General features: G+C 34.5%; 24 protein-coding genes, 1 other RNA gene and 1 other annotated feature. Of the genes, 7 read left to right on the top strand and 18 right to left on the bottom strand.

Features of this window, described 5'->3' with window-relative positions:
* Positions 1–11: 11 nt before the first annotated feature.
* The 5 genes from G6534_RS03040 to G6534_RS03020 form a co-directional block, all read right to left on the bottom strand.
* Entirely contained in the window at positions 12–1,487 is a 1,476-nt protein-coding gene (locus G6534_RS03040; RefSeq protein WP_059074979.1) for a UbiD family decarboxylase, read from the bottom strand.
* Between the two features lie 99 nt (positions 1,488–1,586).
* Positions 1,587–2,957, bottom strand: a complete 1,371-nt coding sequence (locus G6534_RS03035; protein ID WP_235586395.1) for a subtype B tannase — start codon at positions 2,955–2,957, stop codon at positions 1,587–1,589.
* A gap of 93 nt (positions 2,958–3,050) precedes the next feature.
* Entirely contained in the window at positions 3,051–3,338 is a 288-nt protein-coding gene (locus tag G6534_RS03030; protein WP_059074980.1) for a LasU family protein, read from the bottom strand.
* A complete protein-coding gene (locus G6534_RS03025) occupies positions 3,335–5,593 on the bottom strand; it encodes a UvrD-helicase domain-containing protein (protein WP_059074981.1) in 2,259 nt (752 codons plus the stop codon). The genes G6534_RS03030 and G6534_RS03025 overlap by 4 nt, the downstream gene beginning before the upstream one ends.
* A gap of 58 nt (positions 5,594–5,651) precedes the next feature.
* Positions 5,652–6,542, bottom strand: coding sequence for a LysR family transcriptional regulator (locus G6534_RS03020; protein ID WP_182083129.1), 891 nt, complete (start codon positions 6,540–6,542; stop codon positions 5,652–5,654).
* Positions 6,543–6,656: 114 nt separating this feature from the next.
* Between G6534_RS03020 and G6534_RS03015 the strand changes: the two genes are divergently transcribed.
* Together G6534_RS03015 and G6534_RS03010 are read left to right on the top strand one after the other, a co-directional pair.
* The gene (locus G6534_RS03015; protein ID WP_059074983.1) at positions 6,657–7,385 is read left to right on the top strand and encodes a DUF554 domain-containing protein; all 729 of its coding nucleotides are present in this window, start codon (positions 6,657–6,659) and stop codon (positions 7,383–7,385) included.
* A gap of 86 nt (positions 7,386–7,471) precedes the next feature.
* Positions 7,472–8,263, top strand: coding sequence for an HAD family hydrolase (locus tag G6534_RS03010; protein ID WP_059074984.1), 792 nt, complete (start codon positions 7,472–7,474; stop codon positions 8,261–8,263).
* A gap of 36 nt (positions 8,264–8,299) precedes the next feature.
* On the opposite strand, the gene G6534_RS03005 is transcribed toward G6534_RS03010, so the two are convergent.
* The 10 genes from G6534_RS03005 to G6534_RS02960 all read right to left on the bottom strand — a co-directional run bounded on the left by G6534_RS03005 (position 8,300) and on the right by G6534_RS02960 (position 17,069).
* On the bottom strand, positions 8,300–8,488 hold the full coding sequence (locus G6534_RS03005; RefSeq protein ID WP_059074985.1) for a PspC domain-containing protein: 189 nt from the start codon (positions 8,486–8,488) through the stop codon (positions 8,300–8,302).
* Between the two features lie 18 nt (positions 8,489–8,506).
* A complete protein-coding gene (locus G6534_RS03000; RefSeq protein ID WP_059074986.1) occupies positions 8,507–8,692 on the bottom strand; it encodes a PspC domain-containing protein in 186 nt (61 codons plus the stop codon).
* Positions 8,693–8,791: 99 nt separating this feature from the next.
* The gene (locus G6534_RS02995) at positions 8,792–9,610 is read right to left on the bottom strand and encodes a helix-turn-helix domain-containing protein (RefSeq protein ID WP_059074987.1); all 819 of its coding nucleotides are present in this window, start codon (positions 9,608–9,610) and stop codon (positions 8,792–8,794) included.
* A gap of 101 nt (positions 9,611–9,711) precedes the next feature.
* On the bottom strand, positions 9,712–10,539 hold the full coding sequence (locus tag G6534_RS02990; RefSeq protein ID WP_182083128.1) for a MetQ/NlpA family ABC transporter substrate-binding protein: 828 nt from the start codon (positions 10,537–10,539) through the stop codon (positions 9,712–9,714).
* Positions 10,540–10,625: 86 nt separating this feature from the next.
* Positions 10,626–11,456, bottom strand: coding sequence for a MetQ/NlpA family ABC transporter substrate-binding protein (locus G6534_RS02985; protein ID WP_182083127.1), 831 nt, complete (start codon positions 11,454–11,456; stop codon positions 10,626–10,628).
* 53 nt (positions 11,457–11,509) lie between these two features.
* Positions 11,510–11,748, bottom strand: a binding site (T-box leader).
* The gene (locus G6534_RS02980) at positions 11,747–12,436 is read right to left on the bottom strand and encodes a methionine ABC transporter permease (protein ID WP_057814460.1); all 690 of its coding nucleotides are present in this window, start codon (positions 12,434–12,436) and stop codon (positions 11,747–11,749) included. Its footprint overlaps the feature before it by 2 nt.
* Positions 12,437–12,439: 3 nt before the next feature.
* Positions 12,440–13,498, bottom strand: coding sequence for a methionine ABC transporter ATP-binding protein (locus G6534_RS02975; protein ID WP_057814458.1), 1,059 nt, complete (start codon positions 13,496–13,498; stop codon positions 12,440–12,442).
* Between the two features lie 7 nt (positions 13,499–13,505).
* Positions 13,506–14,840: a M20/M25/M40 family metallo-hydrolase gene (locus G6534_RS02970; protein WP_059074988.1), complete on the bottom strand. Its 1,335-nt coding sequence runs from the start codon at positions 14,838–14,840 to the stop codon at positions 13,506–13,508.
* A 31-nt stretch (positions 14,841–14,871) separates the two neighbouring features.
* On the bottom strand, positions 14,872–15,696 hold the full coding sequence (locus tag G6534_RS02965) for a MetQ/NlpA family ABC transporter substrate-binding protein (RefSeq protein ID WP_059074989.1): 825 nt from the start codon (positions 15,694–15,696) through the stop codon (positions 14,872–14,874).
* 662 nt (positions 15,697–16,358) lie between these two features.
* Positions 16,359–17,069, bottom strand: coding sequence for a DPBB and LysM peptidoglycan-binding domain-containing protein (locus G6534_RS02960; protein WP_182083126.1), 711 nt, complete (start codon positions 17,067–17,069; stop codon positions 16,359–16,361).
* Positions 17,070–17,276: 207 nt separating this feature from the next.
* Here G6534_RS02960 and G6534_RS02955 point away from each other — a divergent pair, with 207 nt between their 5' ends.
* Positions 17,277–17,876 (top strand): YitT family protein, encoded by a 600-nt coding sequence (locus G6534_RS02955; protein ID WP_182083125.1) that lies wholly within the window; start codon positions 17,277–17,279, stop codon positions 17,874–17,876.
* A 48-nt stretch (positions 17,877–17,924) separates the two neighbouring features.
* Here G6534_RS02955 and G6534_RS02950 read toward each other — a convergent pair whose 3' ends face one another.
* Positions 17,925–18,563 carry a DUF3862 domain-containing protein gene (locus G6534_RS02950; RefSeq protein ID WP_182083124.1) on the bottom strand — a complete coding sequence of 213 codons (639 nt, stop codon included), beginning with the start codon at positions 18,561–18,563 and terminating at the stop codon, positions 17,925–17,927.
* A gap of 142 nt (positions 18,564–18,705) precedes the next feature.
* Between G6534_RS02950 and ssrA the strand changes: the two genes are divergently transcribed.
* Positions 18,706–19,070, top strand: a transfer-messenger RNA (tmRNA) gene (gene ssrA / locus G6534_RS02945).
* Between the two features lie 112 nt (positions 19,071–19,182).
* On the opposite strand, the gene G6534_RS02940 is transcribed toward ssrA, so the two are convergent.
* The gene (locus tag G6534_RS02940) at positions 19,183–20,355 is read right to left on the bottom strand and encodes an MFS transporter (RefSeq protein ID WP_059074992.1); all 1,173 of its coding nucleotides are present in this window, start codon (positions 20,353–20,355) and stop codon (positions 19,183–19,185) included.
* A 208-nt stretch (positions 20,356–20,563) separates the two neighbouring features.
* Here G6534_RS02940 and G6534_RS02935 point away from each other — a divergent pair, with 208 nt between their 5' ends.
* Positions 20,564–21,400, top strand: a complete 837-nt coding sequence (locus G6534_RS02935; RefSeq protein WP_059074993.1) for an SLAP domain-containing protein — start codon at positions 20,564–20,566, stop codon at positions 21,398–21,400.
* A gap of 225 nt (positions 21,401–21,625) precedes the next feature.
* Here the strand turns inward: G6534_RS02935 and G6534_RS02930 are convergent, their stop codons facing one another.
* On the bottom strand, positions 21,626–22,381 hold the full coding sequence (locus tag G6534_RS02930; protein ID WP_182083123.1) for a hypothetical protein: 756 nt from the start codon (positions 22,379–22,381) through the stop codon (positions 21,626–21,628).
* Positions 22,382–22,524: 143 nt separating this feature from the next.
* Between G6534_RS02930 and G6534_RS02925 the strand changes: the two genes are divergently transcribed.
* Both G6534_RS02925 and G6534_RS02920 read left to right on the top strand, forming a co-directional pair.
* Positions 22,525–25,002 (top strand): isopeptide-forming domain-containing fimbrial protein, encoded by a 2,478-nt coding sequence (locus tag G6534_RS02925; protein ID WP_182083122.1) that lies wholly within the window; start codon positions 22,525–22,527, stop codon positions 25,000–25,002.
* Between the two features lie 261 nt (positions 25,003–25,263).
* Positions 25,264–26,517 carry an ISL3 family transposase gene (locus tag G6534_RS02920; protein WP_182083121.1) on the top strand — a complete coding sequence of 418 codons (1,254 nt, stop codon included), beginning with the start codon at positions 25,264–25,266 and terminating at the stop codon, positions 26,515–26,517.
* Positions 26,518–26,562 lie beyond the last annotated feature (45 nt).

The following is a 26,562-nucleotide window of genomic DNA, read 5'->3' as shown; positions in this document are numbered from 1 at the left end:
TCAACACTTCCTTAATCTAAATATTTCTTCCAGTCTTTCACTTCTTTAAACGAAGCTCTGATGAATTGATCTTTCATATCAAATGGAACTGTCCCATCGATAATAGTCTTAGAACTCATCCCACGAACACGAATTGACTTAGGATCATATTCTGGTCTTTCTGAAGGATCGAGTGGATGATTACGCATTCCTGGTAGAACCATGATATCTTTATCACCTTGGAAACGAGTATTCATCGTCCAAACAACGTCGTTCATGTCAAAGATATCAACATCTTCATCTACTAAGAAGACCGTCTTCAATTCCTTAAAAGCTGATAAAGCTAAGATAGCAGCTTGTCTTTGAATACCTTCATCTGCTTCGTTATCCTTGTGGATTTGCATGATAGTCATCAATTTACCACCACCTGCAGGAGGATTGTAAACATTAACAACTTTTCCAGGAATAGCCTTATCAACTAATTCAAGGATACTTGCTTCAGTAGGAATACCAGCCATTGAAACGTGTTCTTCACTAGGTCCAATTGTTGTTTGCATAATTGGATTGTCTTTTCTGTGAGTAATGGCCTTGACCTTAACAACATTAACAGCTGGGTTAGCATCACCATTGTAACCAGGAAATTCTGGCATGGCTTTACCAGTATGAGTGTTGATATCTTCTTGCATCGTTTGATTAGGCATGATTTCAGCTTCAACGACGTATTCAGCACGTGCAATTGCTTTTTCATCAACTGATGTAGCGTTAACTAATTGTACTGGTTGATTACGCAAAGCCCCGGCAATATTCAATTCATCATAGCCAAGTGGTGTTGTAGGTGGTTCAAATGTTGCACCAATAGTAATAGCAGGATCCAAACCAATATTAATTGTAATTGGCATTGGTTTATCTAATTTTTCAAATTGCTTTTGGAAATGACCAATATGACGACCACCAGGCATAATGTACATACCGATAGTATCTTTATCTTCCAAAACCATACGGTGAATTGTAACATCAGTCATGGTTTTGTCTGGATCTGAACCTAACACTAGACCCATTGTGATATAAGGACCAGCATCATATTCAGTATTAGTTGGAGCTGGCAAAATCTTTCTAATATCGAAATCCTTATCAGTTACTTTGTGAACTACTTCTTGAACTGGAGCTTTGTCAGAATCCACCATTTCTGGAGCTACAGGATGTTCGACTGAATCCTTCAACAAACGTCCTAAAGTTTTGTAATCGTGGTGTAAAATCATTCCGTCACGTTTACGACTAGCCATTGCACCAATCAAAACACGTGTATTAGGAAATCCTTTCACATTGTTGAACATCATAGCAGGTCCTTCTTGAGTTGGACGCTTAACTGTTCCACCGGCACCGATATAACGGTAAACTCCGGATAGTTCAGCATCGGGATCGACCTCAACATCAGTTTCGTGATATTGACCAGGTTGCTGTTTGAGTTCATCAATAACTCTTCTTAAATCATATGGTTGCTCTGACATAAAATTGCCTCCTCTTTTTCTTAACACGATAATTATAGGGTCTGTATATACTTGGAACAATTCAAGTTATCTAGGTATACATTCCAAAATGGAATAAGTCTAGCCTTCAGCACACACCTTGTCTATCCAAGTGAATAAATCCCGTAAATCGTAATCTCCACTGTGTGGCGTATCCCAAGGCATAGCAAAATCAACTTTGTGACCAGTATTTTTCAAACTAGTTGCTAGAATAATAGGAATGGCAAAAGAAGTATCTCGATCACTTGCTCCATGACGAATCCGCCAATATTTAGCACTATCTTTATTATCCAAATATTGCAATGGATTAATCGCTTGAACGAGTTTTTGATCAGCTAATTTTGATGGAACTTTTGAGTGTTCTTGAGCAAATTTTGTAAAATGTTGACTATCGATTTTTTCAGTTCCAAACAAATTAGGTTCCGGATTATCCATCTTCAAATCATCAAAAGCCGGTGTACTCTTCATACGAGTAATAAAACTTAAATATTTTGACCAATTGATGTCTTTTACCACATCATTTTCAATAATTACACCAGAATTAGAATCAACGGTTTGATTACTATCTAAAGCTTTTTGAGCAGATTGAATAATAAAATTCTTAACGTAATTTAAAAATGAACCTTGACCATTATCATCTAAACTTAATTTTTGATTGTTGTTGTCTTGTAATTGCAAACTATTCAAATAATCGATAAATTGATGTTTCAATTCTTTTGACAATACAATTTGCTCGTCGTTCAACTTACCAGTCTCTATTTTGCCAGTACCATAATTCAGCTTTGACCAATCATTGATTCCATTAAATTGCCATTCATAGGCACTATCGGCATGTTCTAGGTTATGAATTGGACAATAACAACTGGCAGCAAAAATGGCATCTGATTCATCAGCGGCACCCAACTCTTGAAGATATTTATCAAAGAAAGGTTCATTACCTGATGTTCCCGTTAATGCCGAAGTAGCACCACCAGCACTAGTTCCGTTAGTGATAATTCGATCGACGTTACCCGGAAGCAATTCACTATTATGACGAATGAATCTAATAGCGGCCTTCATATCAACAATAAATGCCGGAGCCTTGCCAACATATTTACTATCCTCTATAATCGTACGACCTCTTAACCCAGCAGAAACTACTACATATCCATGTTCCAAGGCAGCAATTATTGTCTTACTACTATTCGGTTGACTAGTATTACCTGGATAATCTCTTGGACCTGGCATGTAGCCACCAACTGTATTAGGCATAAAAATAGGTGCCGTTTGGGCATTATACCCGTTGATACTTCCTCCATGAAAATAAGCTAATGGTGCAAAAATATTTAACTTTTGAATATCAGCTACTGGTTTTTCAACATAAACGATATCTTTAAAAGTACGATATCTTATTCCATAATTACCAGTCGTTAACGTTTCATCCTCAAAATTATTAATATTTATTTTTAACACATTCATTTCCTTTCTGAATTCGTTTACAAAGTAATCTTAAGGTACATCAAAAAAATCAGCAAATAAAAAAAGCCTAATGATGATTTCTCATCACTAAGCTTGTCCCATTGAGCCAATTGCAACTACTAAAGCAATCACCCAAATAATTATCAAATAACCGTAAAAAAGTTTATCCCGTAATGGCACTGGTCGAATATTTCGAAATGAATTAGCAATTGCTTCAATAAACACTGCCACTGGAATATAAGCACTCAGCCCAGCTACCCCAATGACAAATAAATTCACCCAGACGCCATTGACAGATTTAAGATACAAACTATAAATAAAAATCGCTATCAAAACAAAACTAGGAACTATCTCAATAGTGCGACGTATTTTCATTTTTTATCCCCATTCACTTTTTTCTTCTTCTTTGGCAAATTCAATTCAAACAACAATGGATTAGAATCCGGTGCAATCCTCATGCACAATTCTTCTTGTGCTCGAGTAACTCCAACATACAATAATCGTCTTTCTTCTTCAATAAATTCTGAGTAGTTTTTAACTTCCTGATAAAAATTATGAAACATCGTCGTTTCTTTTTTCTTATCTAAGGTTGCTTTTAAATTAATCGGATTAAAAGCATTATTCTTCCAAAAATCTTGATAATCAGTAATCCTCGTGGCTCCCAAAGCAGTGCCCAAGTATTCATAACTCTTGTTGTAGATCAGAATCCACTTTTTAGTAAATTGCTCAAAAGTCATATCTGGTGGGAACCATTCGTTGATCGACAAACCTGGTTTTTCAACTTCCTTATTCGTCAAACCATACAAATAAACGTACTTGAACTCTAATCCCTTAGCTTGATGCAATGACAAGAATTGAATGTGATGCTCCTGTTTATTTCTTTCCACCTGACTCGATAAAATTGCTTTTTTTTGCTCTTCATCGAAAAAGAAATCATCAATGCTGTGATAAGTTTCTAATTCTTCTTCCAAGTAATTTTTAATTTCATTGACTTCAGACTTAGCCATAAACTTCTTTTGAATCATATAGTCAAAATATTTATCTGTTAATTTGATAGCTGCTTGTAACAAATCTTTGATCAAAGCTTTCGAAATTTTTTCTTGGCTCTCTTTGTTATCAGCTTGTTCCATCCTTTGTTTGAAACGCTTGATGCTGTTGAAATAAATCTGAACTCGTTCATCGGTTCTTTTCAAGGGAGTATTGAATTCAGCATTGTAACTTTCCGCTGCCAATAAATATTTACTTAACTTACGAAATTTATCATCAGCTCGAGCTTCAACTTTCTGCGTATGATTCTTATATTTACTGAAGCCAATCCGATTCGATTGTTCAGAAAAATACTTATACTCATCTTTCCAGAGAGCCTTCATCAATTCAGTAATAATTCTATAAATTAAATTATTCTGCAAAATAGCACTAGCATTATTAATATCAGCATAGATTTTTTTATTAGCCAACCAATCGGCGAGCAACATTCGTGATGAATTATAGCGAACTAAAATGGCAATATCGTCATTATCAATATCAGGGTCATTGATTTGTTTGACCAAATGTTTGAGCATCTTAGATTTGCGACTGAAACCAGATTTCTTGCTACTATAGAGCACAAAGTCACCAACACCAGTTCTTCCTGAAAGCAAATCTTTATTCAAACGAACGTGATTTTCTTTAATCAAGGGAATAACTTTTTGAAGAATTTTTTCGCCAGTTCGATAATTAGTCGAAAGGTTTTTCTTTTGAGCATTAGGCAAGAGTTTTTTGTAGTTCAAAATAAACTTCGGATTACTGCCACGAAAAGCATAAATACTTTGGTCATCATCCCCAATAACGATTAAATGTTGCATCGTTTCTGGGCTAAGTAATTTGGAAATAATTTTCCACTGCAAGTTGTCGATATCTTGGAACTCATCAATAACCGCAATTTTATAACGAGACATGATACGTTGATAAAACTGCAAATGATTGGGGTCTTCCATACTTTTCAACAGCAACATCTTCATATCATTAAAATCAATATAGCCATTTTGACGTTTTAATTCTTGATATTTTGTCATTACATCGACGTAATCATAATAAAAATTGTCATCGTGAGTTTGACGTGAAAATTGTGACATTTCCTTGATTGATTCATCGACCGTCTTATTAGTTGGTAAAATTCCGTCAGTAGTCAAATCCTGATTGATCAAATATTCATTGAGATTAAACATTTGTTCTAGCATTTCTGACTTAGTAATCACTGTACTGGGGTGTTTGATCGTATCAGACAACTCTCGAGTGAATAAACGATAACTCGTTAAAACCCGTGCCTGTTGATACTCTTGATTTTGACGTAATAATTGATAAAACAAAGCATGAAAAGTCGTGAAATTAGGACGACCGTCTAATAATTCTAATCCCGTTTCACTCAATTCATTCACAAATTTATTGTATCTATCACCCATATCAACTCGTGATTTATGAGAAAAAGTAATTCCTAAAATTTCATCTGGGTCGGCATTACCTTTAGCAATGGCAATCAAAGCCATCAAGATAAAAATCGTTGTTTTACCAGCTCCAGCACAAGCATTAACTAGTAGTGGCTTGGTAAAATCATTTTCCAAAATAGCAATTTGTTCATCGGAGAACTTCATATTAAGACCTGACTCCATCAGATCGATTATTTGTTTCGTTGATAAATCTTGAATATCCTTATCCCCCAATATCTTTCATGTGCATTTTGACATATTTCCAAAACATATTATTAGCACTCGAATGTTGACCTTTAACTCTAACAAAACATAATTTATTGGCAATATTAGTCGTTAACGGCACCATCTTAAAGTCTTGGCTATCAAAATTCTCTGCAGTTTTTTTCATCATTAAAGAAATACCCATATTATTTTGAACCATCTGCATGATCAAATCAACACGTGTACCTTGGTAACTAATATCTGATTTGAACCCTGCCATCTGACATAATTTCATAACTGGTTCATAAAGATTCGTTGATGGTCCCAATATTAAAAAACGCTCTTTTTTCAGCTTCTTTAGATCCAAAACTTCTTTATCAGCAAAGGGATGATTCTTTGGCAAGACGGCAACGAAATCATCATCTTCCATCTCAATATATTCCAAATCAGAATCATCAAAATCAAACATCCGTGCAAAAATGATTTCACAGCGACCCGATTTTAAAGAAGTTACTAAGTTATAACTTTCTTCCTCTTTCAATTGCATATGAACTTCGGGATGTTGCTGCAAGAATTTCGTAATCAAATTAAAGCTGACGTAACTAGGCATTGTCGGAATAGTATGCATTTCGATTGTTAAATTCTTAGCATCCTGAAAATCTGCCAATTTAATCGCCATTTCACTGTATTTACTAAGGATTTCATTGGCATAGGGCAAAACGATCTCACCTTGTTGAGTCAATTCAATTTTTCGATGGGCCCGTTTAAACAATGGCACATCTAACTCTTTTTCAAGAGCTAAAATCTGCTTAGAAATATTTCCTTGGGTAGTGAACAAGTTATTAGCTGTGTCAGTATAATTTAATGTTTTGGATAAATCTACAAAAATCTGCAGCTTGTGCAAATCCATTCCTGACACCTCCTATTCCATTTTAGAATACTATATCATAGTTTTTGAATTGTTTATTCATCCTACCAATTCTAAAGTTGAACATAGTTCTTATTTGAAAGGGGTATTACGATTATGCCAACTGGCGTTATTATTAATGCGGCCTCCGTACTATTTGGCGGTCTGCTCGGTGGCTTTTTGGGTGATAAATTTAGTGAACAATTCAAAAAAGATATCACACTAATTTTTGGTGTTTGTTCCATGGGTATGGGAATTTATTCCATCGCACCAATGAAATACATGCCCGCAGTTATTTTTGCATTAGTTATCGGTACCGGTATCGGTCTTTGGATGCACTTGGGTAAATGGATCGACAAAGGCGCTATGGAAATGCAAAAACCGATTTCTAAATTTTTCCCAAATAACAATTCTGATATGTCACAAGAAGAATTTATCAACACTTTAGTAACAGTTATTGTGCTTTTCTGTGCTAGTGGTACTGGTATTTACGGAAGTTTGGACAATGGTATGACTGGTGACACAACTATCTTAATTTCTAAATCAGTGCTTGATTTCTTTACCGCAGCAATCTTTGCTTGCAACCTAGGATACGTTGTTTCTATTATTGCTATACCACAATTTATTTTGTTCTATATTTTATTCTTGCTTGCAAGATTTATTTTCCCATTAACAACTCCTAATATGATTTTAGACTTCAAAGCTTGCGGTGGTTTCTTGATGCTGGCAACTGGCTTTAGAATGGTCAAATTAAAGATGTTCCCAATAGCTGATATGATTCCGGCAATGGTAATTATTATGCCATTAAGTTGGATTTGGGCTAACTGGTTCTTACCACTACTCTAATACTTACAACCGATTACATAAGTCGGTTGTTTTTTTATTCTGGTCGTGTATCATTTTTACTGACGAAACAAATAGGAGGAAATAATTTGGCTGAAATAAAATTAGTTGCAACCGATATTGATGGAACTTTGTTCGATGATGACAAGAATTATGATATAAAACGTTTGAATGATTATATCAATAAACTTCATCAAAAAAATATTTTATTTACTGTGGCAAGTGGCAATAATTACGATCATTTAAGAAGAATTTTCGAAAAAACTCCTGATATTGATTTGTTCATTGCTGAAAATGGTGCTCAAATAGTTGAAGCGGGAAAAACTATCTTCGAACATCCCATGCCAAAGGCGCTAGTTCACGACATGATTAAATCTTTAAACAGTGAATTAGATTTAAAATCATTGTCAATTTCTGGTAAAAAAGCTACTTACGCTGAAAGTAAGAAAGATTTGCCACTCTATCACATGAAAAATCTCAGAATTGTTCCTGATTTATTCCAAGTTGATGACACCTTCTTCAAATTCAATATCCAATTAAAACATGATGATTTAACCCAAGCTATCGACTTTTTAAACGAACATTACGGACAAGAGGTCTATGCTGCTGTTAGTGGCTTTGGTAGTATCGACATCATGCGTAGCAACATTGATAAAGGCATTGCTTTGAATCATTTAAGTAAATTAAAAGACATTCCATTAACTGAAATCATGGCTTTTGGAGACAATCTTAATGATTTAGAAATGATTCAAGAAGTTGGCCTCGGCGTCGCTATGAAAAATGCCAAACCAGAAATATTACAAGTTTCTGACTTAGTTACGGAAACCGACAACAATCACAATGGTGTTCTCAATACTTTGCAAACTTATTTTGAGTTGTAACAAAAAACTCGTTAGACTTTCATCTAACGAGCTTTTTTATTCGGGTTTTTCCATAATTAACAACAAAATTAAGTAAACGATGATGCCTGGGAAAACTGGCGTCAATGATAAGGCTACATATAATATTCGACCAACAGCTGGATTCCAATCGAATTTTTCACAGAAGCCGGCTATGACACCACCTAACACTTGATTATCTTTAGATCTTCTAACTGAAATATGCATTACTTTCACCTCAACAGATTAATCCGGATTTTCCATCAACATCCAGAGAACTAAATAAGCGATAATACCTGGGAATGGCGTTAAACTAACAATTACCCACAAAACTCTAGCAATCGCTGGATTCCATTGAAAGTGCTCTGATAATCCACCAATTACCCCTGCAAAAACTTTGTTACTGTAAGAACGTTTAATTGGAATATGCATGTTTACTTCCCCCTTTATCTTTATCTAATATATTAATCTATTCCTCTAAATAATTACATTTATAATACTTACAATTGACTTACAAATTTGTCACATATTTTAGAAGTCTTGAAAGATTTGTTCATTGTACAACTCACTGAATAAATCCTTACGACGATGGGCTTCAAGACGTTCGTCATCATCATGAGCTTCTTGAGCTAGTCGAGCCATCAAGAAATAACAATTAGCTAACATATAATGGGAATTATGTTTGGCAATGAAAGTAATTCCATCTACCAAATAAGCGGTTGAATTTTGATAATCGTTCAGCTTGAAATAAATCAGTGCAGCCAAATAATATAAAATATTTTGGTTTTCATCATAGTTGTAATCATCCCAATTACGAAAAGCCAAATCAATATTATCCACTGCTGCTGTGCGTTTATTCTTTAATGAATAAATATAACCCATGGCTAAATATGCCAAACGTGAGATTGTGTCCAAGTGTAGGTGATTAACTTCTGTCAACGATGACTTAAATGATCTCACTGCTTCATCAACCGCATTAGTTTGCAATTGAGCTACACCTAAATAATAGTAATAAACCTGCATTTGCTTAGCAGTTTGCAAGTTATCCAACACCTCAGGCTTTTGTAAAAATTCAAGTATTTGTTGATACTGATGTTGATTGCAGAGTTCATCAATAGTTTCATTAAATTCAGCTTTATCACTAATGGCAAAATTATTAGCCAAACTGATTTCTCCTAAATCGACCCCCAAACGATTAGCTAAATTAATTAATAAATTTGCATTTGGTACGTAGACATCATTTTCGATTGCTGACAACATTGATTGCGCACAAATCCCATCAGCTAATTCTTTTTGAGTTAAGCCTTTTTCTTTTCGTAACTCTTTCAAGACACTCCCTAAATTTTTCATATTATCCCTGATTTCTCTCTTGTATACTACCTTTATTCTAAAGGAAAACCGGAATAAAAACATACAAAAAGGAACTGCTTTCAAAAACAGTTCCTTTTTTATTATTGTAAAATTTTATAAGTCCAAGCTGGACTTTCATAGCCATGGAATTGCTTTTTAATAACATTAGCAACTTCCTTGGTGTGATAGGCCTTCACAATTTTTTTGAAGGTAGGATTATCTTTATCCTTTGCATTTGTGGAAAGAATGTTTACATAAGGCTTAGACTTAGCAGTTATTTTCTCTCGATAAATTGCATCTTTAGGATTCAACTTGGCGTCACTAGCAACACCACTGTTGACACAGGCAGCTGTAACATCATCGAGTGACTTAGCGGTTTGTCCAGCATCGAGCGATGAAATTTTAATTCCAACATTGTATTTTTTAATATCTCTTAAGTTAGGAATCTTGCTATTATCTAATTCAATTAAACCGGCACTTTCCAATAATTGTAAGGCCCGGCCTTCATTAGTAACATCATTAGGTATAGCTACTTTATCACCCTTTTTAAGTTGACTCAACTTAGTGATTTTCTTAGAAAAAAGTGACATTGGTGCAATAACGGTGGTTCCCAAAGTAACAATATTAGTCTTGTGTTTTTTGTTCCAATCAGATTGGAAAGTATAAGTCTGAAAATCATTCATATCAATCTCACCATTAGCTAATGCGGTATTGGGTTGACTGTAATCTGAGAATTGCACAATTTTAATGTTAATTCCCTCTTTTTTGACGATTTCTTTGACCTTTTCAAGTGCCGGATCATTGGCACCTGTAATTCCAACCTTGACGGTCTTACTACTTGACTGATTGCCCCCACAACCAGCTAAAATGAACAAACTAAGTGTGGTAATGAATATTAACAATATTCCCTTAATTCGGTTCTTTAGCATGATTTTCCTCCTCAAATTTGAAAAGGCATCCCCCTTGCTTAATAGAAATGCCTTCTTATGGCAAAACAATTAAAGCAAAAACTATTCTATTGTAAAATCTTGTAATTCCAAGCTGGTAGTTCATAACCGTTATAGTCTTTTTTGATTTCTTTAGCAATATCTTTTGAGTGATAAGCTTTAACGATCTTCTTGTAAGTCTTATTATTCTTGTCCTTCTTATTAGCAGAAATAATATTGACATAAGGCTTAGACTTAGCAGTTACTTTTTCTTGATAAATTGCTTTCTTACGATTCAATTTAGCATCGTTGGCAACACCACTATTAACAACTGCAGCGGTCATTTCATCTAATGATTTAGCAGTTTGCGCAGCATCAAGAGCTGAAATCTTTAAATCTAATTTATTTTCAGTGATATCTTTCAAATTAGGAATCTTGCTGTTATCCAATTTAATTAAGCCGGCACTTTCCAATAATTGTAAAGCACGACCTTCATTAGTGGCATCGTTTGGAACAGCGATCTTAGATCCTTCTTTAATTTGATCAACGCTTGTTACTTTTTTAGAAAAGAGTGACATTGGTGCAATAACGGTTGAACCGATTGAAACGATATTACTGTGGTGTTTCTTGTTCCAATCATTTTGGAAAGTTACCGTTTGAAAAGCATTTAAATCAATTTCACCTTGTTGTAAAGCAGTATTTGGTTGATTATAATCGGAAAATTCAACAATTTTAATGTTGATACCTTCTTTTTTAACTTTTTTAGCTACAGCATCTAAAGTTCTGTGGTCGGAATCCGTAACACCGATTTTAACTGTCTTTTCCCCATTGCCACTAGCCTGTGAATTCCCACAAGCGGCCAACAAGAATAAACTAAATGTAGCAACAACTAACAAAAATAATCCCTTAAGTTTTTTCATAGATATCTCTCCTTCTCAACTAAAAAAGCGCTCCTATCAAAGGTCATCCCTTAGATAGAAACGCTATTTGGCGTGGTACCATTCTATTTCAAAAGTAAATTCACACTTACTTTTCTCAACAACATGTATTGCACATGTCAGTATTTTAATGGGTACTAGCCATCATTCCTTGATTATTCGGGAATGCCAATCACGAGTCATTTTTCATCTATTAATTTGATCTCTTCACAGCTACCGAGACTTTCTGAACAAATTGTGGTAAATAGACTACTTTTTCGTTCATTTTGTTATTAATGTTCTAATTTACGTACTGCGAAATCACCGATTCCTTGAATTACAAAAACAAGGACTAGGATGAATAACATAGATACGATAGTAACATCATTTTCAAATCGTTGATAACCAACGGAAATGGCCATGTTACCTAGACCACCACCACCAACGGCACCAGCCATGGCAGTTAATCCAATCAAACTGATAATTGTTAGAGTACCAGAACGGATTAATTCTGGAAGTCCTTCACGTAAATAAACTCGGAAGATGATCTTCATTGGTGAAAGTCCGATTGCTTCAGCGGCTTCGATAACACCAGGATCAACTTCAACTAAAGCTAATTGCACTTGTCTGGCAAAGAATGGTGCAGTACCTACGACTAACGGAACTAAAGCTCCAGTAGGTCCAATTGTTTGTCCAACAACTAGCTTAGTAAATGGTCCAATAACAGCTAGTAAGATAATGAAAGGAATTGATCTGAATAGGTTAACTAGTTTGTCTAAGCAAGTATAGAAAGCTTTATGTGGTGTGATACCATCTTCTGCTGTGACAACTAGTAAAATTCCTAAGATAATTCCGATGATTCCAGCAAATAAGGCACTGACAAAAGTCATATATAATGTTTGCCAAATTGCAACTACGAAACCATTGTCACCTTCCCAATTGGCGACGACGTTTGGTAAAAATTTATTAACTAAATCTGCCATAAATTATTTGCCTTCTTTCTCTAAACTAATTTCTTTAACATTTACGTTCAAGCTATTCAAATACTTGATAGCTTCTTCAACCTTTTGATCTTCACCAGTTAAAGCAAAGAGCATGATACCAACAGTTGTATTTTGCAATCTTTCGATATTACTGAACAAAATATTAGCTTCAACTTCAAAACGCTTATAAAGTTCAACTACGATTGGTTCATTAGTAGAATCACCGATGTAATTAAGTTCAATCAAACGACCAGATAACTTATCGACAATACCGCTCTCTCTAATTTCATCAAGAACTGAACCGATATGAGTTGAGGTATTAACAAAGTCCTTAGTAAGTTTTTCCTTAGGTTGACCAAAGATTGTCAACAAACTACCTTCTTCGATCAATTGACCGTTTTCCATGACGGCAACACGATTACAAATTTGTTTGATAGCATCCATTTCGTGAGTAATGATAACGATTGTGATACCTAGTTCCTTATTCAAACGACCCAGCAAGTTCAAAATTTCAGTAGTCGTCTTAGGATCTAGGGCACTGGTTGCTTCATCAGAAATCAAAATCTCTGGATCTGAAGCCAAAGCACGGGCAATCGCAACACGTTGTTTTTGACCACCAGATAATTGTGACGGATAGTTATGAGCACGGTCACTCAAACCAACAATATCTAGTAAGTGATCAATTTTCTTCTTGCGTTCTGCTTTACTCAATCCTGAATCTCTCAATGGAAAATCAACATTTCCATAGACTGTCAGAGAATTCATTAGATTAAAGTGTTGGAAAATCATTCCAATATTACGACGTGCTTTACGTAAATCTTTTTGACTTAGTTTGAGCATATCTTGGTTGTTAACGATCACTGAACCGGAAGTTGGTTGTTGCAATAAATTAATTACACGAACCAACGTACTTTTACCGGCACCAGAGTAACCAATAACACCAAAGACGTCACCTTTTTGAACATCAATTGAAACATTTTTAACGGCTTCAATTGTTTTACCTTCATTGTGGAAAGTAACGTCAATATCTTTTAGCTGAATTATCCCATTTTGTTCTGCCATTTATTTACTACTCCCTTAATTTACCCAAGAATTGATTAAAGAAATCAATGAAATCTAAGTAATCTTGAATCCGAATATTTTCGTTTGGTGCATGATTGCCAGCTTTTGAATAGCTAACTCCAGTTGAAACGATTGAAGCTTTTGTATAGTGGTTGACTAGGTTCATTGGACCAGTACCAGGACTTGATGGCAAAGCTTCTACTTTATCTTCTCCGCCGAAGAAATCTTTGGCTGTATCAATCAATTTATTAACGATTGGACTATCTAAATCCCAACGATAACCCTTTTCGCCTAATAAATACTTAACTTTAATATCTTTAAATCCTTGATCATTCAAATACTTGGTTAATTTATCGAATAAATCATGTGGATCTTGATTTGGTACTAAGCGGAACTCTAATTTGGCTGTTGCAGCTTTAGGAGTAACGGTTTTAACACCTTGTCCTTCCCAACCACTGCTGATTCCTTCTATATTAATAGTAGGATTAAAAGTCAAATTGTAGTTAACTGACTTGTTCTTCAACAATGGAACTTGCAAATCCCATTTTGACTTCAAATCAGGATTAGTTGCTTTATTAACTAAATCAATTTCCTTTTGAGTTGGTTCTACAACATCGTCATAGAAACCAGGAATCTTAATGTCTCCATCTGGAGTTCTCAAAGCATTCAAAGCTTGAGCTAATCTCCAAGTAGCGGAATCAACTACTGCAGCAAATGATGAATGAAGATCAATGTTTGCGGAAGTGGCTTCAAGTTCAAAACATAGGACACCTTTATTTCCACCAGTGAAATTAAATTGTTCCCTTTCGTTTTTGTAGCCTGATTCCCAAATTACCAAATCAGCCGATAACTTGTCGGAATATTTTTTCAAATAATCTTCCAAATGACGACTAGCAACTTCTTCTTGTCCTTCAACTAAGAATTTAATGTTGCAAGGTAGGTCGCCGTGTTCTTGACGATAAATCTTTAAAGCTGTGATACGACTGATTAAGTCAGCCTTACAATCGGAAACTCCACGTCCGATAAACTTATCATCCGTCACTTTTAATTTGAAAGGATCTGAATTCCAAAGCTCAAGTGGTTCTGCTGGTTGTACATCATAGTGATTGTAAATCAGGATGGTAGTATCACTTGGCTTTTTAGGTTTAATTTCCGCAAAGACGACAGGGGATTCAAACTCGTCCCAAACTGTAGCATCGGCTCCGAAATCTTGTAGTAGATTTTTGAGGAATTCGGCTGTCTCAGGGATAGATTGATTCTTTGCTGAAACAGATGGCAGTGCGATATATTTCTCTAAATCTTCAATCGAATTCTGAATTAATGGATCTGATAATTTTGACATTAGAAAACCTCCTCATATTTTTAACGTCTGATTATAATTTTGCGTTCCAGGCTGGAATTTCGTTTCCGCCGTAAACTTTCTTGATAGCTTTTTCAACATCTTTTGTTTGGAAAGCTTTAACAACCTTCTTGTAAGTCTTGTTGTTCTTGTCTTTCTTTTGAGCAACGATGATATTGATCCAAGGAATTGAGTTCTTGTTGATTTTTTCTGTTACAACAGCTTTCTTAGGATTCAATTTAGCATCATTAGCAACGTTACCATTAACGATTGAAGCAGTAACATCATCCATGACACGAGCTGTTTGGGCTGCATCAACAGTTGTAAATTTCAAGTTCAATTTGTTTTCTTTAATATCTTTAGTTGATGGCAATGTCTTGCTATCATCTAGTTTTAAAATACCGTTATATTCTAGTAGTTGTAGTGCACGAGCTTCATTTGAAGCATCATTTGGAATAGCAATTTTATCGCCGTTCTTTAATTGACTAAGCTTTGTGATCTTCTTTGAGTAAAGAGCCATTGGTTGAATAACTGTTTTACCAATTGAAACTAAATCTGTTTTGTGTGCTTTGTTCCATGAATTTAGGAAATCAGTATGTTGATAAGCGTTGATATCAACTTCTCCTTGGTTCAAAGCTGTATTTGGTTGATTGTAATCACTGAAAGTCTTGATTTGAAGATCAATTCCTTCACTCTTAACATTCTTCTTAACTACCTTCCAAATTTCTTCATCAGAAGGATTGATACCAACCTTCACTGTTTTGTCGCTGCTTTGTTTTCCACAACCAGCTAGTACAAAAATAAACAATGCTGTGAAGGCTAATAAGATAACCTTGCTAAACTTCTTAAATTTACTCATATTTCTCTCCCACCTTAACTAATACTTAATCAACTGAAAATATCTATAGAAACAAAAAAGCCACTTCTAACTAAACCCACTGGGTTCAATGTTAGAAGCGGCTTTCCGCGGTACCATTCTAATTCGGAATAAATTTACACTTATCCCCTTAACAACGTACAAAAATTCTATACGCGTGTACTGTAAAGGGTACCAACCATTGCATCTTTATCCGAAGATTCAGCGCACCAATCACGGGTCATTTTCATTCAAGTCGTTGTCCTCATCTCAGCAATTAGAGGCTTTCTGTACTAACGAGGTTGAATTACTTCCCCCGATCAAATTGTTTAATAAATATCTCTTTGTTAATCGTTGGCTAAATAATACAATCTAATTTTTGAAATGTCAATCAATAAAAATAAGTTTTTTCAGTTAGTTTTCTAATTTTTAAATTTTATGCCAAACGTCATTTATAACAAAAAATCCATTTAAAGCCATTAACATCAACAGTTAACTAGACTTGCCGTTATGCATTTTATAACGTTAAAACAATATATTTTTAGAAATAAAAAGTTTAAAAATTTATTTTCATTTACCATTTTACATTAAAAAATTAATTTTTTACTAATAAAAAAATCCCCTAAATTAATAGGAGATTTTCTTTGCAATTGTCTGGTACATGCCTATGATAACACTTCAACAGAGGCTGTGGTTACACCATATGAAGGAATTGATGAACTTGGCATAGCGACATCTAATTGTTGTGAGTTACTGTTGGCAAATGTTCCTGTATCATTAACAGTTCTATAGAGTACTGTTCCATCAGCTAAAGTAATCTTTAATTGTGTTCCCTTAGGGAAGACTGATAGATTAGCGGCAACACCACTATAACCCATGTTAGAACCTAGAACTGAAGGATCATAGAATGAAATCTTGAATGTTCCTTGTGAAGTACCAGTTGTACTTGTTGATTGTGTTGAATTTGTATTTGTATCTGTTGATTGTGAAGTTGTATCTGTAGCTGCTTGTGTAGTTGCAGTTTGTGATTGTGTTTGTTGTGAAGCATCAGTTGCTTGAGCTGATGTATCTGTTGTTGTATCTGTATCTGTATTTGTTGTAGCAGTTGTATCGGTTGTAGTTGTAGCACCAGGTAGAGTAATTGTTTCACCTGGGAAGATCAAGTCAAATCCGCCAACTTCACGTCCGTTAGCTTGTTCTAGAGCAGAAATACTAATTCCATTAGCTTCTGCAATACTCTTATAAGTATCACCCTTTTCAACTGTCACTGTGTTGTCTCCGTTATTTACGGCAGCTTGAACAGTGTTAGAAGTTGAAGCAAGAATTCCTGATAAAGCCATTGCACTTACTAAAGCGATAGATAAAACTTTTTTCATATATTAATTACATCCTTATATTTTAGATTATTGAGCTCTCTCAATTACTATGGTGCTATACTAACAGGTTTATATTACATGACAACAACCACAAAGTTACATTTTCAGCTGTTTATGTAATTTAAGTAATCTTAATGAAATATTGATATTTAAAGGTACTGAGTACTTTTATTGTCATGAAAATATATTCATGATATAGTTATATATATGAAGAATAAAAAACAAAGATTGTCCGCAAAACTACTAATAATGTTAGTTGCTTTGGAACTTATCGCAGTTAGTTTAAATATGTTCTTCGAGCCGCACAGTATAGCAGCCGGTGGAGCCACTGGAATTGCTATCTTGTTGCAAGCAGGATGGAAAATCCCAACATTCATCTCGGTTCTTGTCATAAATATTGTGATGTTAGTACTAGCTTACTTACATTTAGATCGTCAAACTACTATTAAACTAGCACTGGGAAGTTTTTTACTTCCATTAATGCTGTTCATTACGCCAGTAATTAATTTAATACCTAATAACCGAGTTATTTCTATAATAGTAGGAAGTATCATTTTTGGAATTGGTTTAGCAATTCTTTACGCACTTAATATGTCTAGCGGTGGGACTACAGTTCCGCCAATGATTATTCATAAAAACTTCGGTATTGAAAAATACATCAGTTTATTCATTATTGACGCCCTAGTTTGTTTAGGAAATTTAGCTTTAAGCGATTTAGTTTCCTTCTCACTAGCCGTCATGTCAGTGGGAATTTCCAGTTTGTCCATTAAGGGATTCGGATTCTTTCACAAAAAAATTGCACAATAAAAGGCGCACATATCAAAGCAGAAAGTGTTTTGACATATGCACCTTTTTTTATTTGAGATTTTGTTGTTCGAGGCTGATTACTTTATTATTGGCTATTTCAATTTTGATTGTCGCATCATAGGTAGGATCTGCTTCAGACAAATCTGATTCGTATATTAACGTCTTAATGCCGTTAGTATCAGAATAATCATCAGGATCTCCCAACACGTCTAAAACTCGATTATAGTTGTCTCCATTTTGAAGTTTATTGTAATCTTTTTTAGTCAAAAGCTGTTTTCGATCAATGTCTAATCCTTGAATCGACTTAGCAGAAGCCTTGCCCTTTTCAAAGGTCACTTGAATAACGATTGATTTGCCATTATCCATTTTGTCCCAGGTCAAATCAACTATTTGATTAGTATCATCAATTTGCTGAATCGATGTCGGCTGGCCGAGCAATTGGATAACTTCTTTTTTTGAATAGCCCGTCTTACCTGTTTTCAAGTCATTATATTTTTCGGATAAAGATAAATTTTTGACAGTTTTTTTAGTTTTCTTTTGGCTAACTACAGTTGAATCAGCTTTTCCTTGATAGAAAGAAAAGTTGGCAATATAAGTAGTCGCTGACACTATGATAAAAATGGAGAGAATCATAATCCAGAACCAGTTTCTTCTATAGAAAGGTTTTCCTTCATTTTGTTCGTTCATTTCTTACCTCCGTTTTCAACCCGTATTTTACCAATATTTACAGAAAGTAGCACCTTTAAAGCATTATTATTTTCATTGCAATAATAAGCTTTATAGTTGCTAATTAATCAATAATTAGATATGATTGTAAATGGACACCAATGGGGGTGTTCTGGATTCGACATGTGTAGTAGCGTGCAGGCTGCACTTAGGGCCTTGCGTCCCTTTAAAACGCACAGTTTATTATAACTGCAAAAAATAATAATAACTACGCATTAGCTGCCTAAAAACAGTCTAAGCGTGATCCATTCTAACTTCGTCCAAGGGTTGGAAATGGGTCTCAAAATTATTGGGCTACGTTTAACTGTGCATCCTGAATAGTTAAAAAGAGATCATCGGGATAGTCATTGTGGTGAGCCGGGTCGTATGGCGTTCATGATGGCGAAACTTCAAATGATACGACTATGAGTGTAGAGGCTTGCATAGCATTATGCTTGGACAGGGGTTCAATTCCCCTCACCTCCATAATGATAAAAACCAGCTATATCAAATGCTTAAATGCATTGATATAGCTGGTTTTTTGTTTTTCTTATTAATACCAAGATAGAGTCATAACGCTTTATTGGTAGTCAGTCAACAATTAATCAACTAACTCTTTTTTATCCCAAACCAATTTCTTATAAGCTTGCCACAACACAAACAACGACAAAACTAACATAATCATAGCCATCAAAAACATCGTATTGTAAGAACTCTTCTCAATCAGAACTCCGCCAAGAAATGGTCCAATTGCTTTAGGAAAGTTCTCCGACATACTGACGATACTTTGATACAACCCAGACTCACTTTTTGGCGTAGTTTCACTTACTAAAGCCGCCACAGTTGGATAAACTAGCATTTCACCTAATGTCAAAAATACCATCCCGGCTGCATAGGACAAATATTGTGTAGATCCGATTAAAGATCCTAAAGCAACAATAAACAACACAACCCCTAAAGCAACCTGAATTTTCTTAAACCAATCCTTTTTTTCAGCAAAATGATTGATGATTGGCAAGAAAACAATCACTATCAAAGAATTAATCGTCCATAAGAAACTATATTTACCAACCGGTACACCAATTTCAGTCAAATGAGTAGAAATATTGCTTCCCCATTGAGAATTAACTATCCAAGTCATACTTAGAAATAAAATTATCCACCCAATTCCTGGAGTTAATTTCCGCTTAAAAGAAATCTTCTTATTTGGTTCTCTTTTGACAAGTTTTGAATGATTATTATATAGGAAATAAGCCATAACCAAAAAACTCAACACGCAAATAAAATCGGCCACAAATACCAAACTTATTTGGATACCTACAATGACACTACAAATGGCCGTTCCAATTAAACTGCCAGTTTTACTGCCCATGTAAATATTATTGAAAACTTTATATCGATCGATTCCCTCAATAAAAGCCGCTGAAGAATTAATTACCGTATAAGTCCCACCGATACCAAAACCTAACATCGATAAAAAGATTGGAAAAGCAGGCCAATCATGATTAATTATCAAGCCTATCAAAGCCAACAAAGCAATTGAAGCATTGATTAAAGCCGTCTTATGACCTCCCAAACGGTCAAACATTTTCCCACCGATATAATTACCAATAAAATTACATAAAGAATTAAAAAATAATACGATTCCCGCTACAGCTAACGATTTGTGCAAATAGTTGTGAATAAAAATTGTATTTATTGGCCACATGAAACTAGCTCCACATGACAAAATAATTGTCCCTAAAACTAATACTTTCGCAGTAATTTTTTTCATTGATTCATCCCCAAAAACACCTGTGTTATGACTAACAGCAGTATTTATCCCCTTTTGAATGCTTTGATTTTAGAACATTTACTAATAATTATAAAGCAATCAAAAATAATATTATATCCACAATTATTTTTATTTCTAGACTTGTAACAATTTTTTCGTAATATATAATCTAGTTGTGTACCAAAAAACACAAAAAGAGGAAAAAAACGTGAAAAAAAGAAACATTTTTATCACTTCAGCTTTAATTTTATTAGCACCAACTGTGCTTTCATTATCACAACAAGATTCTCAAGCTGCTACTAAATTAGTCGGACGTACAAACAGCATCACTTCTTTAGTCGATTCCACTGGTAACGCTGTTCAAAATAGAGCTCTTGCTAAAGATACTGATTGGCAATTAGGTAAGATCATCAACATTGACGGCAACACTTATTATCAAGTTGCTACAGATGAATATGCTCTTTCAACTAATATTACTGTTATAGATTCTGATTCAACAAACACTGACACAAACAGCAACACTAATACTGATACAACTACTGATACAAATAAAATCGGTACTTTATCATATGCTGCTAAGGTAGTTGATCCTGACGGAAACGCTACTGGTCAAGTTCTTCCTGCTGGTTCATCATGGCAACTTGGTGAAACAAAGAACATTGATGGTAACGACTACTATCAAGTTGCAACTAACGCATACGTAATTGCTTTGGCTGTAAAGATCAATTCAACTGATACAAACACAAGTACTAATAACAATACCAACACAACACCTACTATCCCAATGCCAAACAATGGCCTAATTGCTACAACTAATGTTGCAACAAAGGTTTACAATTATGCTGACAATGCTTATGGTCAAACACTTGCTGCCGGCACTGCTTGGAAAGTTTCTAAGTTAGTCGTTAACAAATACGGTTCATATTGGGGCGAAATTGCTACTAACCAATATGTTTGGTTAGGTGACGTTACAATCAACAGTGGTCTTAATTTGAAAGACAATTCAGAATACATTGCTGAATTTGCAACTAGCATCAACAAATAATCACTAAGGGAGAAATTATGTCCGAAAAAAATCCTTACTGTCATGCAGGTATGGTCTGTCACGATGGTTGCCCTTGCTCAAGAAGTGACGGGATGTGCCATTGTAAAATGCTAAATGATCAAAAATGTGCCTGCGATGGTTACTGTGGTGCTAAACCTAAAGATACAATCTAAAAAAGCTCTTCGAGAAATTTTTATCTCGAAGAGCCTTTTTATTTCCAAAATTTTATTTAACAATTGTCAATTCATCTAAAGTCTTACCTTCTGGAGAAATCAACTGTAACCAACTGTTAGTTCCTGCAAAATACAAAAACGTCCCCACTTCATTAACGCTACGTAAATTAATATCTTCAGTTAAAACATTATCTTGAATAACATCACTATGCTCTTGACGTAATTGCATCCCAAATCTTCCCGCAAAGCCAACAACTCCAGCTTTTGTCAGCGGTGCTTTATCTACTAAAATAGCACCCTTTTTGACAATCAATTTATTACGACTGTTCCAATACACTGTAGCCTTACTACCGTTATAATCAACAGAAAATGGTACTTCAGATAATTCTTTAACAAAGCGGTGACGTGCTTTAGTCCGTTTTTTAATTTGTTTTTTCAAACCAAACATAGCCATTAATGGTGAAATTTTTGCCCAATAATTTTGATAAACACTCATAGACTCTTGAGAAATTGCCATCTTATATTCAACATTCATCATATAACCATAACTAGTTAACTCTTTAGTTAAAAAGTAAAAGAAATCAGCTGGAATCATATTTTCTGGCAAAATCAATTCCACAATCCCATCACAATCTTTGGCATTCATTAAACTTCCTAGATTTATACCGATAACCTCGTGATTTTTTATAACGATAAATATCGACTCTTCATTCACCTGATCTGGAATTGCTTGGTAATAATTGACCGTTCCCAAATCGTCTAACTGAAACGTCACTCCCGTATCTGAAACATTACCTGTAAAATTCATTGATTTATTGTCCTCTCGTCTAGTGAGTAAATTTTAACATATCTATTTTTAAATACCGAAAAGTTTATATTCCTATGTTAACGTATTCAAAAATACTAGTATAATTAAATTAAAATATAAATATATGTTTAAGAGGGATTACTATGAGGTTAAAACAATTAATTGAGTACCCTTTGATTGCAATTTTTATGATTATTTTATTTATCTTAATACCACAAAATATTGTCAAAGCAGCTACTATCAGTCCAAGTGATTTTAATGACGGTATTACTAACTGGACTGGACCTTATTCCACCAATTCAACTGGAGAATTACCTATTGGTTCGTCTTTAAAACTCGGTTATGCCTTTGGTACTGCCCAAAATGCCAATGGTAAAGTTACCAATGGCACTGATTCTGATGTAAGTAAATATTCAGAATCTAGTGGAGTCAACTTAAGATATTCTAAAATGAATATTTTTCTAGATCAGGATGGTTTAGAATACAATGGCAAATATCAATACGGAAATTATATTAGTTCTACATTCCAAGGTGGACTTTCAAATATTGGATCTAATCCTATTTCTTATTACGTATCAACTACTTCACCTGACTTTATGATCTCGCCTCCTGATTCTAAATCAAGTAACGGTATTAAAACATCAGCTTTTTCTGTTTTAGGTGGTAATGCCAGTGGTACAAATAATGAAGGTATGACTGACAAAAAATTTTATAAAGGAACTGATGAAAATGGGAATCCAGCTTATAAGATAATGGGTAATTTCACTAGAACTGGTAATAGTGGTTATAAAAACGGGACTTATAACTTGGAAATTGAGCTCCTATTGAGAGCATCCCCCACTAATTCTGCCATTGTTCAAAGAGAAATGTACGTCAAAAATACATCTTCAAGTAATGCTGAATTTATAACTTTATTCGGTCAAGATACTAAATTAGGTGCTATTGATGGTGGTAACGATAATGTACCTATTTACGACATGGGTAATAAACAAGGATTATATATTGAGGATTCTTATTTAGGACACAGTTATCGTCTAATGATTACTAATCAAATGAAAGATGGATTTACACATTATAATGGCCAGACAACATCCCTTAATTGGGCATCTGGTTTGGGTGGTTATCCTGACGGTAATGGTGCTGAACAATATAATTATGCTCACGGATACAAACTAACTAAAAACGTTGACACCTCCTACGTTTTAAGTTGGGATCCTGTAACATTAACACCTAACCAAACTGCTCACTTTGGTTCAACTATGGGAGTTACTGCTAAACCCTATTCTATCCCTACTCCAACTAAAACTTATACAAATGAAACTAGATCAACTGGTGAAAATAAAGTCGGTGATAAACTTAAGTTTACCCTGCATTTAGTAAACAACGGTTATGGAGCTAAATGGAACGCTCAACAAATTGTCGATCAACTTCCAAAGGGATTGCAAATCGATACAGGCTCAATCACCAGATCATCTGATGGCACGACAATTTCCCAGCCTGATGCAACTGATTACGATTCTGAAAACAGAACTTTGACTATTCCAATGCCATTTTCACTAACCGATAATCAATCGGAAACTGTAACCTTTGAAGCAACAATAACTGATGATGCTTTACAAAACTTAGATTCCTCTGGAAAATTAACCAATAAAGCTGACTTTACTGGTTCTGATTATATGGTTTCTCCATCTCAAGTCGATAAATACAGTGCATCAACTAGTTTTCCAGTTTCAGCACCGGACTACAATGCCTCATTTACAAAAAAGATTAAAAACATCACTAATAACGAAGATTATAAATCCGAAACTACTGCTAAACCTGGAGACAAAATTGGCTATGATATTATTTACAAAGTTGCTAGTGGTAGTAAAGATCACCTATTATCTGCCACAACTATTGATGATGATTTACCAGCCGGTTTAACTTTAGATAAAAAAAGTATTTATACAACTGGTAGCGACGGTGTTACTTACCAACAAACCTGGGGGCTTAATACTGGTACCATTAATGAATTAAAAGCCGGACAACAAGTAGAAATAACCTTTGAAGCCACAGTTACTTCTTCAACCGTTGGAACGATTACTAATAACGCTTATATTACCGGCGTAAAAACTTCTGGTAATCAAACTTACGATAAACAATTATCAACTGATGCGATTCTACACGTCAAAAGGGTCAATGGTTTCATTAAGACTCCGACAAATATTGATTTTGGTACTACTAATATGTATGGCAAAGCGAAAATTCTTCAAAACGTCACGACAGACGGAGAATTGATTGTTGCACACCCTGATAGTAACCAATTCAATGTCAATGTTTCTTACGATAATGATGCTAGTGATTCACAAATGAAAAACAATGACAACGACACTATTCCAACCAGCGATACAGGATTATTATTCATTAGACAAAGAAATGATTCTTACAACGATGTTGGAACTTGGCAACCTATTTTACCAACTGGCACTCCAATTCAAACAACACCTTTCGAAGGAAATCAACAAACCGTTAATTTAACTAACTATGTAGGCGTTAACGATTGGCAAATAAAATTAGATTCAAGTACAAAAGTAGGAACATATCATGGCACTTTGACCTGGACTCTTAATGAATCGATTTAAGAAAACTTAAAATAAATTAAGTTTCCTTAAGAATAAGAACACTTTTTAGGCAATTTGTTATTCTTAGTTCGTAGGAATTAGTTGTTTTTATAAAAAAAGCCGTTCACAGTGTGTGAGCGACTTTTTTATTTGGTTCTAAACTTTCTGGTATTGATGAACAATCAATACCAGTTTTTTTTATACTCTTTGAAATAAAAAAAGAACATCACTGTTCTCGTGTTAAGATTTAAGCGACCAAACCAAATCAAACAGGAGTGAACAATGGTGTCCCAAGACAATTCTATACTATGTGCGCTAGACATAAAAGACAATAATATAAAAAATGTTTCAGTAAAAGATTCCAAAATAAAAAAACATGGTGTTATAAAACACATCAAAGTGGTGAATGCTGAACTATCTTATTCTTTACATAGGTGCCCTCAATGTGGAATGAATACACTAGTTAAAAATGGTAAAAGAACCACTAATGCAAGATTAGCTAGCTTTAATGGTATCGAGTACCACCTAGTACTAAGAAAGCAACGATTCCTGTGTAGGAACTATGGAAGCACCTGCGGTGCCCACAGTGATCTATTGATAAAAAATCATACTATGACCAAACAGATTAAGAATAGAATCTTTTCCATGGCTAAAGAATCATTTACTCTGTCATCAATAGCTAAAGTCATCGGTATTTCAGCCAATACTGTAAGTAGGATTTTATATAGTAATACCAAAATTCCTAATAGATGTGCGCATTTGCCAGAAAATCTTTGTTTTGATGAGTTTAGATCCGTAAAAAATATTTTTACATTTATCGCCATCGATGCGGATACGCATCGGTTGGTCGAATTGATACATGACAGACTGTCTAAAACAATAACTGAACACTTTATAAATAATTACAGCTTATCGGAACGACAAGCCGTAAAAACCGTATCAATCGACTTAAATGCCAACTATCAATTAGTCGTTCATCGTATATTCCCCAATGCTCGCATTGTCGTAGATAGATTTCATATAGTTCAACTTTGTAGTAGAGCCTTGGATCAAGTACGTATCAATTCTTTAAAAAAATTGCCTGATAAAAAATCTCGTATATATAAAGCGATGAAATCTGATTGGCGTCTATATCATCTTCCAGAGGAAGATGTAGACGATACTCATATAAAATTTATTGTCGGCATAAATGAATTTACGACTATTCAAAATGTCATCGATATAGCTACTGATGAAATACCAATTTTCAAGGAAGCTTATGGTACTTATCAGAGTATTCAAAGATCAATAAGATATCATGACATAAATCTACTTCAAGAAACTACTTCTGGATATAAAAGAAATGGGACTGCAATGGATACAGCCATTACAACGTTACGAAAAAACATAAATTATGTGAAAAATAGTTGCTTATTGCCATATTCCAATGGTCCTCTAGAGGGCACCATTGGAAAGATAAAGAAACTAAAAAGAAATTCTTATGGCTTTAGAAATCTTGAACACTTTATTAAAAGAATAAGACTGATTTGTGCATAGAAAAAGAGCATCCTCGATGAGGATGCTCAATGAGCTCAAAATCAT

The organism is Companilactobacillus pabuli (assembly GCF_014058425.1).
Taxonomy (GTDB): domain Bacteria; phylum Bacillota; class Bacilli; order Lactobacillales; family Lactobacillaceae; genus Companilactobacillus; species Companilactobacillus pabuli.
This window is presented reverse-complemented; position numbering and strand designations above follow the sequence as displayed.

What these genes read in the sequence shown, in the direction of transcription:
- G6534_RS02920 (WP_182083121.1), top strand. Translation starts at nt 25,264, where the DNA reads ATGGTGTCCCAAGACAATTCTATACTATGTGCGCTAGACATAAAAGAC.
- G6534_RS02970 (WP_059074988.1), bottom strand. Translation starts at nt 14,840, where the DNA reads ATGTCAAAATTATCAGATCCATTAATTCAGAATTCGATTGAAGATTTA.
- G6534_RS02990 (WP_182083128.1), bottom strand. Translation starts at nt 10,539, where the DNA reads ATGCTAAAGAACCGAATTAAGGGAATATTGTTAATATTCATTACCACA.
- G6534_RS02965 (WP_059074989.1), bottom strand. Translation starts at nt 15,696, where the DNA reads ATGAGTAAATTTAAGAAGTTTAGCAAGGTTATCTTATTAGCCTTCACA.
- G6534_RS02940 (WP_059074992.1), bottom strand. Translation starts at nt 20,355, where the DNA reads ATGAAAAAAATTACTGCGAAAGTATTAGTTTTAGGGACAATTATTTTG.
- G6534_RS02995 (WP_059074987.1), bottom strand. Translation starts at nt 9,610, where the DNA reads ATGAAAAATTTAGGGAGTGTCTTGAAAGAGTTACGAAAAGAAAAAGGC.
- G6534_RS03025 (WP_059074981.1), bottom strand. Translation starts at nt 5,593, where the DNA reads ATGAAGTTCTCCGATGAACAAATTGCTATTTTGGAAAATGATTTTACC.
- G6534_RS02955 (WP_182083125.1), top strand. Translation starts at nt 17,277, where the DNA reads ATGAAGAATAAAAAACAAAGATTGTCCGCAAAACTACTAATAATGTTA.
- G6534_RS03005 (WP_059074985.1), bottom strand. Translation starts at nt 8,488, where the DNA reads ATGCATATTTCAGTTAGAAGATCTAAAGATAATCAAGTGTTAGGTGGT.
- G6534_RS03030 (WP_059074980.1), bottom strand. Translation starts at nt 3,338, where the DNA reads ATGAAAATACGTCGCACTATTGAGATAGTTCCTAGTTTTGTTTTGATA.
- G6534_RS02950 (WP_182083124.1), bottom strand. Translation starts at nt 18,563, where the DNA reads ATGAACGAACAAAATGAAGGAAAACCTTTCTATAGAAGAAACTGGTTC.
- G6534_RS02925 (WP_182083122.1), top strand. Translation starts at nt 22,525, where the DNA reads ATGAGGTTAAAACAATTAATTGAGTACCCTTTGATTGCAATTTTTATG.
- G6534_RS03015 (WP_059074983.1), top strand. Translation starts at nt 6,657, where the DNA reads ATGCCAACTGGCGTTATTATTAATGCGGCCTCCGTACTATTTGGCGGT.
- G6534_RS03020 (WP_182083129.1), bottom strand. Translation starts at nt 6,542, where the DNA reads ATGGATTTGCACAAGCTGCAGATTTTTGTAGATTTATCCAAAACATTA.
- G6534_RS02960 (WP_182083126.1), bottom strand. Translation starts at nt 17,069, where the DNA reads ATGAAAAAAGTTTTATCTATCGCTTTAGTAAGTGCAATGGCTTTATCA.
- G6534_RS02975 (WP_057814458.1), bottom strand. Translation starts at nt 13,498, where the DNA reads ATGGCAGAACAAAATGGGATAATTCAGCTAAAAGATATTGACGTTACT.
- G6534_RS02985 (WP_182083127.1), bottom strand. Translation starts at nt 11,456, where the DNA reads ATGAAAAAACTTAAGGGATTATTTTTGTTAGTTGTTGCTACATTTAGT.
- G6534_RS03000 (WP_059074986.1), bottom strand. Translation starts at nt 8,692, where the DNA reads ATGCATATTCCAATTAAACGTTCTTACAGTAACAAAGTTTTTGCAGGG.
- G6534_RS03040 (WP_059074979.1), bottom strand. Translation starts at nt 1,487, where the DNA reads ATGTCAGAGCAACCATATGATTTAAGAAGAGTTATTGATGAACTCAAA.
- G6534_RS02930 (WP_182083123.1), bottom strand. Translation starts at nt 22,381, where the DNA reads ATGAATTTTACAGGTAATGTTTCAGATACGGGAGTGACGTTTCAGTTA.
- G6534_RS02980 (WP_057814460.1), bottom strand. Translation starts at nt 12,436, where the DNA reads ATGGCAGATTTAGTTAATAAATTTTTACCAAACGTCGTCGCCAATTGG.